The following is an 11,319-nucleotide window of genomic DNA, read 5'->3' on the forward strand; positions in this document are numbered from 1 at the left end:
TATGCAAACCATGCTCCACTACGCCCTGCTGTGCGCACTGGCCCTGCTGTGCATATTCCCGTTCTGGTGGACGCTGGTGACGGCCTTGTCCACCGAGGGCAACATCTTCGCGTTTCCGCCCACGTTCTGGCCGCGCGCGCCGTCGCTGGCCAATTTCGCCGAAGCGTTCCGCGCCATTCCCATGCTGGCCTTCTTCCGCAACTCTATCCTCATCGCCGCCTGCACCGTGTTCTGGAAGCTGACCTTGTGCTCGATGGCGGCCTACCCGCTGGCGCGCATGCGCTTCCGCGGCCGCCAGCTGGTGTTGGTGCTGATCCTGGCCACGCTGGTGCTGCCGTCGGAGGTGAACTTCCTGGTCAACTTCATCACCGTGACCAAATTGAGCCTGGTCGATACCTACACCGGCGTGATCCTGCCCAACATGGTGACGGCCGTCGCCATTCTGCTGCTCAAGCAGGCGTTCGAGGAAGTGCCGCAAGACCTGATCGACGCGGCCCGCGTGGACGGCGCCACGGAATGGACCATCTTCAGCCGCGTCATGCTGCCGCTGATCGCGCCGTGGCTGGCCACGGTGGGCATCCTGACGGTGGTGGAATCCTGGAACGAGTACATCTGGCCCTCGATCGTGATGAGCAAGCCGGATGATTTCCCCCTGTCGGTCGGCGTGCTGTATTTGCGCGGCACCTTCGGCAGCAGCACCCGCGTGATCGCGGCCGGGACCGTGCTGACCATCCTGCCCATGCTGGCAGCCTTCCTCTTTACCCAACGATTCTTCATGCGCGGCATGGACGGAGCAGTCAAATGAATATGACCTTGAACGAACTGAGAAAAACCGCCGGACAGCTGATCATGATCCGCTTCCCCGGCCCCGTGCTCGATGCCGCCACGGCCCGCTTTATCCAGGCCAACGGCATCCGCGCCGTGTGTCTGTTCCGGGGCAATATGACGGACTCCCAACAACTGGCCACGCTGACGGCCGAACTGCGCGCGCTGATGGGGCCGGAATCGCTGATCGCCATCGACCAGGAAGGCGGCGCCGTGGTCCGTTCGACCTGGGTGCCCGCACCGCCAGCGGCCATGGGCCTGGGCGCGGCCGACGACACCAGCCTGGCCGAGCGCACCGGTGCCGCCGTGGCGCGCGCCGTCAAGGCGCTGGGTTTCAACTGGAACTTCGCGCCCGTGCTGGACCTGAACAACAACCCGCACAACCCCGTCATCGCGGAGCGCTCGTTCGGCGCCGGACCGCAACGGGCGGCCGAACTGGGCATGGCCTGGATGGCCGGCAGCCACGGAGAAGGCGTGGCCTGCTGCGTCAAGCACTTCCCCGGCCACGGCGACACCCACGTCGATTCGCACCGCGACCTGCCCACCGTGGACAAACCGCTGTCACAGCTGGAGCAGTTCGAGTTCGCCCCGTTCCGGCTGGCGGCCGACCAGGCGCCGGCCATCATGACGGCCCACATCGTCTACCCGGCGCTCGATCCTGATTATCCGGCCACCATGTCGCGCCGCATCCTGCACCAGCTGCTGCGCGAGGAATGGAACTACCAGGGCGTGATCATCACGGACGGCATGGATATGCACGCCATCGCCGGCCGCTACGGCGTGGGCAAGGCCGCCGTGCGCGCGCTGGTGGCCGGCGCCGACATGGTGATGGCGCTGGGCACGCCGGAAACGCAGGAAGAGACGCTCAGCGCCATCGCCGACGCGCTGGCCTCGGGCGCCTTGTCGATGGAGGAAGTACAGGCCCGGCTGGCGCGCCTGGCCAAACTGGCGCTGAGCTATCCATGCCAGCCGCGCGCCTACCTGGAAGACGCGGCCGACCGCGCGGTCATGGCCGAAGGCTGGCGCCGCGCCCTGAGCGCGCGCGGCAATCCGCAGCGCCCGCCCGCCGGCAGCAAGGTGCGCCTGGTGATGCGCCAGGACGTGGTGAGCGACGGCGTGTCCGAAGCGGGCGTGCCGGCCGCCACGGTGGCCGCATCGCTGGGCAAGCTGTTCGACGTGGAGCTGGTCACGTTCGACGACGCCGAAACGTTCGACTGGGCCGCGCTGCCGCAGGACGGCCGCTACACCATGCTGGCCTCGACCTCGCGCCTGCGCTACGGCCCGCACGCGCGCGCCAGCTGGCGCCCCGACCTGCACCTGGCGCTGTGGAACCCGTACCAGGCACTCGACATCGCCGCGCCCGCGCTGATGACCTACGGCTTCGCCGCGCCGGCGCTGGAAGCGGTCAACGCGTGGCTGTCGGGCGCGCTCGAAGCGACCGGCCGCGTGCCGGTGCCCGGCTTCGCCTGAACGCGCCGCCATCACAACAACAAGCCTCAACAAGAGACAACAAGAGACAACCATGGCCCACACCCAACCTCACGTCCGCAATCCCAAGCTCTGGGTACCCAGCCTGTACCTGGCGCAGGGCTTGCCGTTCTTCGCCGTGGCCATCGTGGCCAACCAGATGTTCAAGAGCATGGGCGTGCCCAACGACGAGATCAATCACTGGACCGCGCTGATCGGCTTCGCCTGGGTGTTCAAGCCATTGTGGAGTCCCTTCCTGGAACTGGCCAGCAGCAAGAAGCTGGTGGTGGTGGGCTTCCAGCTGCTGGGCGGCCTGTGCCTGGGCGGGGTGGCGCTGGCGCTGCACGCGCCGTTCTGGTTCGCCGCCTGCATCGCCATGCTGGCCCTGGTGGCCATCGCCTCGGCCACCCACGACATCGCCTGCGACGGCCTGTACATCGCCAGCCTGACGGAAAAGGGCCAGGCCGCCTACGCGGGATGGACCGGCACCTTCTTCAACGCCGGCAAGTTCTTCACCACGGGCGCCCTGCTGCTGCTGGCCGGCCGCCTGGAAAAGAGCATCGGCGTGGTGCCGGCGTGGACCGCCTGTTTCGCCATCCTGGCGGCCATCATGGTGGCGCTGGCCCTGTATAACAGCTGGGTGCTGCCGCCGGCCAGGAACACGGCCGGCGCCGACACCAACGCGGCCGCCATCGCCCGCACGCTGTGGCAGGTGATCGTCGAATACTTCCGCAAGCCCGGCATCTGGGTGTCCATCCTGTTCATCATCCTGTTCCGCGCCGGCGAGGCGCAGGTGCAGTCGATCGGCCCCCTGTTCCTGCGCGAGGCGCGCAACCTGGGCGGGCTCGGCCTGAGCACGACGGAAGTGGGGGCCGTGTACGGCACGGTGGGCACGGTGGCCTTCATCGTCGGCAGCGTGGCCGGCGGCTACTTCACCTCGTGGCTCAGCCTCAAGCGCGCCATCCTGTGGCTGATCCTGGCGCTGAACCTGCCCAACCTGGCATTCTACTTCCTGGCCACCTGGCTGCCCACCGACCTGACCGTGATCGGCGCGGCGCTCAGCCTGGAGATGTTCGGCTATGGTTTCGGCTTCGTCGGCCTGATCCTGTACATGATGCAGGTGGTCGCGCCGGGCAAGTACCAGACCGCCCATTACGCCTTCTCGACCGGCATCATGCAGCTCGGCTTCGTGCTGTTCAAGCTGGTGAGCGGCGACATCCAGATCGCACTGGGCTACCAGCACTTCTTCGTGTGGGTCATGCTCAGCGCCCTCCCCGTGGCCGTGCTGTCGCAACTGATCCCCATGAGCGCCCGGCCACAGCCCGATGCGCATTCCGATGCGCAGCCGGACGGCCAGTCCGCGCGCGCGGCCACGGCGGAATAAGCCCATGGCCAGCGTCAGCCTGCAAGGCATCGCCAAGCGCTACGACCAGCACGCCGTGATCCACGGCGTGGACCTGGAGGTGGCCGACGGCGAATTCATGGTGTTCGTGGGGCCATCCGGCTGCGGCAAGTCCACCCTGCTGCGCATGATTGCCGGGCTGGAGGAGATCAGCGCGGGCCAGCTGAAAATCGGCGAGCGCGTAGCCAACGACGTGCCGCCGGCCCAGCGCAAGCTGGCCATGGTGTTCCAGTCCTACGCGCTGTATCCGCACATGACGGTGTATGAAAACATGGCGTTCGCGCTCAAGCTGGCCGGCCAGCCGGCGGCAACCGTGCGAACCGCCGTGGAACGGGCGGCCGACATCCTGCGCATCACGCCGCTGCTGCGACGCCGGCCCAAGGAGCTGTCGGGCGGCCAGCGCCAGCGGGTCGCGATCGGGCGCGCCATCGTGCGCACGCCGGAACTGTTTTTGTTCGACGAACCGCTATCCAACCTGGACGCCAGCCTGCGGGTGCAGATGCGGGTGGAACTGAGCCGCCTGCACCGGGAACTGGGCACCACCATGATCTACGTGACCCACGACCAGGTGGAGGCGATGACGCTGGGCCAGCGCATAGCCGTCTTCAACGGCGGGCGCATCGAACAGGTGGGCACGCCGCATGAACTGTATAACGCGCCCTGCAATCTGTTCGTGGCCGGCTTCCTCGGCACACCGAAGATGAACTTCATCCCGGGCGAAATCATCGCCGCCGGCGCGAACCATGCGAGCGTGCGGCTGCCCGATGGCGCCGTCGTCGAGGTGGCCGCCGATGGTGGCGCGCTGCGGCGCGGCGATGCCGTCACTGTGGGCGTGCGCGCCGAGCACCTGGCGCTGCGCGCGCCCGGCGCGGGCGCGGGTGCGGACACTAACGGCGCCACTGTGACGGTGGGCCATATCGAATACCTGGGCGACCAGTCCATCGTGTACGCCACGCTGGCCGGCGCGCCGGACATGATCGCGGTACGCCAGCCGGCCGAGGCGGCGCTGCCGCTGGCCGGCACCCGCGCCAGCATCGTGCTGCCGCCCGCGCGCTGCCTGCTGTTCGGCGCCGACGGACGTGCCTTGCCGCGCCTCGCAGCGGCCAGCGAGGGGCAAGCGGCACGCACGGATGAAATGGCGGCGGCCAGCCAATTTATGTAACAATACGCGCGTTTGACCAGACCGCCCTTCTCCCGCTCGTTCACGAGTGGCAGAATACGCGGTTTGTCCCACCCTTACCGTGACGGCGCGGCGCCAACCGCTGCACCTCCATTGTCTTTGATTGAAGGATTTACAATGTCCCAATTTCGTTTCGCCCGTATTAGCCTGATCCTGGCCGCTATCGGCCTGAACGCAGCGCCGGCCATGCTTGGCATGACGGCCGTCCACGCCGAAGAAAAGGCCGCACCCGCACCCGAAGCGCCGAAGGACACGGTACGTCCTGAAATCTTCAAGCTGATCGATCCGGCCCAGATCAAGGATCTGATGGCGGCAAAAAACTACACGGAAGTGATGAACCGCGTGGACCAGTCGGCGGCCATGCCCAACCTGACCCCATTCGAAGCGTTCGTGCTGAACCAGATGCGCGTGCAGGTCGGCTCCGCCACCAGCAACAACGCGCTGATGCTGCCGGCGCTGGAAGCGATGATCGAGTCGGGCCGCCTGGCGCCCAAGGACAAGATGAGCTTCCTCGAAGCCACCGGCAACACCTACTACACGGCCAAGGACTTCGACAAGGCCATCACCTGGTTCACCCGCTTCCAGACCGAATCGGGCGACCTGACCAAAGTGCGCCCGCAGCTGCTGCGCGCCTACTTCTTCAAGAACGACTACGCCACCGTCAAAACGGAAGTGCTGAAGGACGTGGCGGCCGCCGAGAAGGCCGGCATCGCGCCCACCTCCGACGAGCTGGCCCTGCTGGGCAACGTGGGCATCAAGAGCAAGGACAACGCGCTGTACCTGCAAGCGGTGGAATACCTGGTCAAATACTATCCGACCGAAGCCTACTGGTTCGATCTGCTCAACCGCACCCGCGGCAAGCCCAATTACAACCAGCGCTTCGACCTGGACGTGCTGCGCATGAAGCAGGTGGTGGTGCCGGGCCGCATGGAAGCGGACGACTACGCCGACCTGGCCGGACTGGCGCTGCTGGGCGGCTTCTACACGGAAGCGAAGAACGCGCTGGACAAGGGCTTCGCTGCCGGCCAGATGGGCACCGGCGCGGACGCGGCCAAGCACAAGAAGCTGCGCGACCAGGCCAACAAGGGCGCCGCCGACGATGCCAAGAACATCGGCAGCGGCGAAGCGTCGGCCGCCAAGTCCAAGGATGGCGTGGGCCTGGTCAACCTGGGTTATGCCTATGTCACCATGGGCCAGTTCGACCACGGCCTGGAGCTGATGAACAAGGGTATCGCCAAGGGCGTGCTGAAAAATCCGGACGACGCCAAGCTGCGCCTGGGCTACGCCTACGTGATGGCCGGCCGCAAGGATGAAGGCCTGAAGACGCTGGAAACCGTGACCGGCAACGACGGCCGCGGCGACCTGGCCCGCTACTGGACCATGTGGGCCAAGAACCCGTCCGCACCTGCGGCCGCGGCGGCAAAATAAAGCGTTCGGCCGGCCGTACACGGGCCATCGCCGACCAGCCAGACGGTGCAAGCCGTCTGGCTTTTTTTCGTCCTTGATTATTGTCGCTCCAGGCGCACGGCCAAACCGAACGCCCGCGCATAAGCCCCGCTCGGCGTGCGTGGCAAGCCGCTGCAAGTGGCTTCGGCGCCGCCGGCCGGCGCCGCGCACGGCGTATCGCGGTCCAGCGACCAGAAATGCAGGCCGGCCAGCTTCATGCGCTGCGCGCCCCGCGCCACCGTGCGCGCGTCGGCCAGGGTGAACACGTTTTCCCGCACGTCGTTCACGCCGATCATGGCCGTCAGTTCGATCTGCTCATACGGCACGCCATATTTGCGGTGCACATTGCGCGCCGCCTGGATGGCCGACAGTCCCATCTGGCAGCGCCCCGCGCGCACCACGCAGGCGGCCCGGCTGGCGGGACCATAATCCATCACCATCAGGTTCAGCGCATAGTCGCGCAAGCCACTGCGGCGCGCCGCCGCGAGCACGGCCACGCCGGTGTCGTTCAGGCTGCGCAGGCTGCCGTCCGAGGCGGCGTGGGTGGGTACCGTCAAACTGAACCGCAGCGCCGGACGGCGCACCTGCACCGAAGCGGCTGCGCCCAACAGCGCGTCGATCTGCTGCGCGCTCTGGCCGGCCTCGATGTCGAAATCAACGCCGGCCAGGTGTGGCGAGTCGTAGCGGGCGATGAAGCGTTCCATGCCTTCGGCGCTGGCGCAGGTGAACATGGCGCCCTGGCCGCCGGTGGAAATCAGGTAGGAGATACCGGCCCGGTCGAACGCGGCCACGTTGGCGTCGGCCACGTCCTGGCCGCGCTGCGCACCCCACTGCTCGTCGCCACATTCGCCGCTGGCGAAGGCCCAGGTCAGCGCCTGCCGCCCGAACGGGCTGGTGGCGCCGTTGATATAGGGCGTGCGCACGCCATCCGGTGCGGCCGTGATGGCGTTGGTGGCCGGGTCATTCCACATCGCCAGGTGTTTGTAAGGGCTGTAGACAAAGGGCGGCGCGGCCTGCGCCCATGGCGCGCCCGCTGCCAGCGCCGCCGTCGCCATGATGAGGGCCTCGGCCCGTGTTATGTGATGTGCCATCTCAAATCGCATTCATGAAAAAAGCCCGCTGCCGGCAAGTTGTGCTTGCGCGGCGCGGGCTGGGTGCCGCTACAGCCAGGCGTAGCCGCCTGGCATGTCAAGGTACGGATCAGTACTTGATGCGCACACCACCGTACACGGTCTTGCCGTTCTTGTACACGCCGGCGATCTGGGTAGTATCGGTCTTGTACACGGTCAGCAGCGGATCGTTCAGGTTCTGCGCTTCCAGCGTGAACATGACCGACTTGTTGAGCGTGTAGTTGAGCGCGATGTTCAGCGAGCCGTTGGCGCTCTGGAAGTAGTCGGCGCCGCCGCGGTTGCCCAGCTTGTAGGTGGAACGACGGCTGTAGCCGATACGGGCGCTGAAGCGGTCATCCTCGTAGAAGGCGCCGAGGTTGTAGGAGTTCTTCGACGTGCCGTATAGCGTGCAGTCCTCGCCCGCCTTCCCGTTGCAGGTACCTTCGGCCAGCTTGCCGGTCTGTTTGCCGTCGGCGTAGGTGTAGTTGGCGTTCACGCCGACGCCGCCCCAGATGTTCTGCTCATACGCCAGGTCCACGCCTTTCAGCTTGCCGTCGGTGTTGACCGGCGACGAGATGTCGTAGTTCGAGACCACGCCGCCATGGGAGGCGTCGGCGTACGGCAGGATGCTGTGGCCGTAGGCGATCACGCCATCGAGCTTGCTGGCGAAGATACCGGCCGACAGCAGGGCCTTGGGCGCGAAGTACCACTCGGCGCTGAAGTCGATGTTGTTGCTGCGGATAGGCTTCAGGTACGGGTTGCTGCCCACGCCGTTGTGCTCCGTGTCGCGCAGGTCGTTGCCGGCCAGCTGGCCGAAGTCGGGACGCGACATGCCGCGGTTCAGGGCGAAGCGGCCCACCAGGTTCTGCGCCAGGTCGGCACGCAGGTTCAGGCTAGGCAGCACGTCGTTGAAGCTCTGCTCGTACTCTGGCTTACCGCCCGGCAGGAAGGCGTGGATATCCATCTTGGTGCGCACGAAACGCACGCCCACGTTGCCGCTGATGGCGTCCGTCGGCTGCAGGTTGGCCATCACGTAGGCGGCCGTCGCATCTTCCTTGATGTTGAATTCCTGCTGCGTGGCGTGGGTGTTGAAGGTAGCGTACTTGGCGACCCACGAGGCGACGTAGTCATTGCTGATCTTGAACGGATTGAAGCCCGGCGTCGGATTGACAGGCAGGTTGCCGTACCAGTTGCTGCCGTAGTTGCCGATCGCGCTGTCAGGAATCTGCGCCTCGTCGGTGGCGCCGGCGCCCAGCACCATGTTCAGCTTGGTCAGGTCGCGCTCATGCTTGGCCATGCGCACGCCGAACTGGATCGAGGGCACCATATCCGAGGCCAGCTTGAATTCGCCGTCCACCTGGCCATAGTTTTCCTTGTCGGACGAGGAGCTGTAACCACCCCAGCCGCCGATGCCGCCGCCGGCGCGCACGAACTTGTCGCCGCCAGGCACGTTAAGCACAAAGATGCCGTCCGGGGTCAGCGAATAGCCGGCACCCTGGTTCCAGCCGCTCAGCACCTCGAAGCCGACGTCGGTGGTCTTGCCGCTGCCGCTGGTGTGACCCAGCTTGCCGTTCAGGGTCAGGTCCTTGTTGACCACCCATTTGCCGTCGAAGTTGAGGAACTTGGAATCGGTCTTGGCGTCCGGACGGGCCGCCACGTCTTCCACCACCGACCAGGCGCCGGCCGAATTGGCGCCGAAGGCGTCCTTACCGTAGAACACGGACGTGATGGTGTTGCCCACCACGGTCGCTGGCTGGGTGGGCTTGACGGCGTTGCCGTTCCAGCCCGGGCCATTGACGGCGTTGATGGTGTCGGCCATGTAGTTGGTGTTGTAGTTCTTCGCGTCCACGGTCGACATGAAGCCCGACAGGTCCAGCGTCACGTTGGCAGCCGGTTTCCATTGCGCTTCCAGGTAGCCGCCCTGGCGCTTGCGCTCCTGTTCGAACAGCACGGCGCCGCTCAACAGGCTGATGTTCTTGTTGGCCAGCGCCGGATCAGGGTAGTTGGCGCCCGTCTTGTCCCACCACACGCCTTCGGAACCCGCGCGCTGCAGCTTACGGGTTTGCGAGAACACCTGGCCCAGGATGCCGAACTTGTTGTCGTCGCTCTTCCAGTTGATCAGGGCCGAGATGGCGGGATCGGTGGACTTGGCGGCGGTCGAATAGGCCGCTTCCACGGAAGCGGAAGTGGTCAGCTTGTCGCGAAATTCCAGCGGCTTGCGGGTCTGGATATCGACCGTGCCGGCCGCGCCGCCTTCGAGCAAGTCGGCCTGCGCGGACTTGTGTACCACGATGCGGCCCACCAGGTCCGATGGCAGCAGGGTGTAGGACACGCTGCGGCCACCGTTGGCGATATTGGGGCCATACCAGTCGCCACTGGAGACAGTGTGGCCGTTGAGGGTGGTCAAGGTCATTTGCGACAGCATGCCGCGCATCTGCACGTGCTCGTTCTCGCCGAACGAACCTTCGGCCGAACCGGCGCTGGTGGTGGTCACACCGGCCACGCGCGACAGCGAGTCGGCCACGTTCTTGTCCGGCATTTTGCCGATATCCTCGGCCGTGATCACTTCCACCATCGATTCCGAATTCTTCTTCTGGTTCAGCGACTGCTGCAGCGAGGCGCGGATACCCGTCACCACCACCACTTCGCCTTGCTGCTTGACATCCTGCGCGCAGGCCGGCATGGCCACGCTCATGGCCAGCAGCGCCACGGCCGACGCGATCGGCGTCAAGTGGCTGGAGCCCTGCTTCAGAATCCGGTGCGTCATTGCGGTATTGCCCTTCATATAGTCCCCCTTGATTGCGGCCTGACAGCGCAAGCCTGTTAGCGTTCTTTTCCATCAGCACCCGCTGCGATCGCCACCGCGATCTTGGGCAAGAGCCTCTTTACAACCACTTACAAAACCAATTGAACGCCAATATACCGCAATCCAATACCAGAACACTACCAGTTTCACTGTTTTTTTCACCTGTTGTGGATGACACACAGACCACTTTATGTATTTTTTTACAATTTCCATGGGCGTGTCACTGGGGAGTAGCTAAATACCACGACCATACCAACGGCCCAGCCTTTTTGGTATGATCGGACCACACACAGACCAGCAAGGCCGCGCCCGGTGCGCAGCCCGCCACGGGAGATCCCATCGTATGACCACGCTAGCCCAGCTCATGCACAATTTGGGGCAGCACAGCAGCCAGCCCCTGTACCAGCAACTGCAGCGCGCTTTGCGCGAAGCGATCGACAAGCGCCTGTTCGGGCCAGACGAGGCGCTGCCGGCCGAACGCCAGCTGGCGGCCGACCTGGCTATCTCGCGCATCACGGTCCGCAAAGCCATCGACGGCCTGGTGGAGGAAGGGTTGCTGGTGCGCCGGCCCGGCTCGGGCAACTTCATCAATACCCGCATAGAAAAGAACTTCGCCAAGCTGACCTCGTTCTCGGAGGACATGCGGGCGCGCGGGCGCGCGCCGCGCAGCGTGTGGCTCAAACGATCGGAAGGGACGGTGACGCCGGAGGAAGCGTTGCGGCTGCGGCTCAGTCCGGGCGCCCCCGTGTACCGCTTCCACCGCATCCGTTATGCGGACGAGATACCGATGTGCCTGGAATACGCGACCATCGTCGCCACCGCCCTGCCCTCGCTGGAGGCGGTGCAGGTATCGATGTACGAGGCGCTGGAGCAGGCTGGCAACCGCCCGGTGCGGGCGCTACAACGGCTGAGCGCGCTGCTGCTCAACGCCGAGCAGGCCGAACTGCTGGAAGCGAAGCCGGGCGACGCCGGCCTGGCCGTCGAGCGGCTGGGCTTTTTACGTGACGGCCGGGCGGTGGAATTCTGCCGCTCCATCTTCCGCGGCGACCTGTACGACTTCGTGGCCGAACTCAACACGGCCTGA

General features: G+C 65.7%; 9 protein-coding genes. 6 read left to right on the forward strand and 3 right to left on the reverse strand.

Annotated elements, in window-relative coordinates; all coding sequences use genetic code 11:
* The first annotated feature begins 1 nt into the window (after window position 1).
* From H3H39_RS20665 to H3H39_RS20685, 5 genes are all read left to right on the forward strand, one after another.
* Complete coding sequence (locus tag H3H39_RS20665) at window positions 2–805, forward strand: carbohydrate ABC transporter permease (protein ID WP_229218162.1); 804 nt, start codon at window positions 2–4, stop codon at window positions 803–805.
* Complete coding sequence (nagZ, locus tag H3H39_RS20670) at window positions 802–2,295, forward strand: beta-N-acetylhexosaminidase (protein ID WP_220461627.1); 1,494 nt, start codon at window positions 802–804, stop codon at window positions 2,293–2,295. The genes H3H39_RS20665 and nagZ overlap by 4 nt, the downstream gene beginning before the upstream one ends.
* Before the next feature lie 52 nt (window positions 2,296–2,347).
* The gene (locus H3H39_RS20675) at window positions 2,348–3,676 is read left to right on the forward strand and encodes an MFS transporter (protein ID WP_182156055.1); all 1,329 of its coding nucleotides are present in this window, start codon (window positions 2,348–2,350) and stop codon (window positions 3,674–3,676) included.
* 4 nt (window positions 3,677–3,680) lie between these two features.
* On the forward strand, window positions 3,681–4,856 hold the full coding sequence (locus H3H39_RS20680; protein ID WP_182156057.1) for an ABC transporter ATP-binding protein: 1,176 nt from the start codon (window positions 3,681–3,683) through the stop codon (window positions 4,854–4,856).
* Between the two features lie 135 nt (window positions 4,857–4,991).
* Complete coding sequence (locus H3H39_RS20685; RefSeq protein WP_182156059.1) at window positions 4,992–6,302, forward strand: tetratricopeptide repeat protein; 1,311 nt, start codon at window positions 4,992–4,994, stop codon at window positions 6,300–6,302.
* A gap of 77 nt (window positions 6,303–6,379) precedes the next feature.
* On the opposite strand, the gene H3H39_RS20690 is transcribed toward H3H39_RS20685, so the two are convergent.
* From H3H39_RS20690 to H3H39_RS20700, 3 genes are all read right to left on the reverse strand, one after another.
* Complete coding sequence (locus H3H39_RS20690) at window positions 6,380–7,411, reverse strand: glycoside hydrolase family 18 protein (RefSeq protein WP_182156061.1); 1,032 nt, start codon at window positions 7,409–7,411, stop codon at window positions 6,380–6,382.
* A 109-nt stretch (window positions 7,412–7,520) separates the two neighbouring features.
* A complete protein-coding gene (locus H3H39_RS20695; RefSeq protein ID WP_182156063.1) occupies window positions 7,521–10,196 on the reverse strand; it encodes a TonB-dependent receptor in 2,676 nt (891 codons plus the stop codon).
* 72 nt (window positions 10,197–10,268) lie between these two features.
* On the reverse strand, window positions 10,269–10,448 hold the full coding sequence (locus H3H39_RS20700) for a hypothetical protein (protein WP_182156065.1): 180 nt from the start codon (window positions 10,446–10,448) through the stop codon (window positions 10,269–10,271).
* A 130-nt stretch (window positions 10,449–10,578) separates the two neighbouring features.
* Between H3H39_RS20700 and H3H39_RS20705 the strand changes: the two genes are divergently transcribed.
* Complete coding sequence (locus H3H39_RS20705; protein ID WP_182156067.1) at window positions 10,579–11,319, forward strand: GntR family transcriptional regulator; 741 nt, start codon at window positions 10,579–10,581, stop codon at window positions 11,317–11,319.

This window comes from Rugamonas apoptosis, assembly GCF_014042355.1.
GTDB classification, from domain to species: Bacteria; Pseudomonadota; Gammaproteobacteria; order Burkholderiales; family Burkholderiaceae_D; genus Rugamonas; species Rugamonas apoptosis.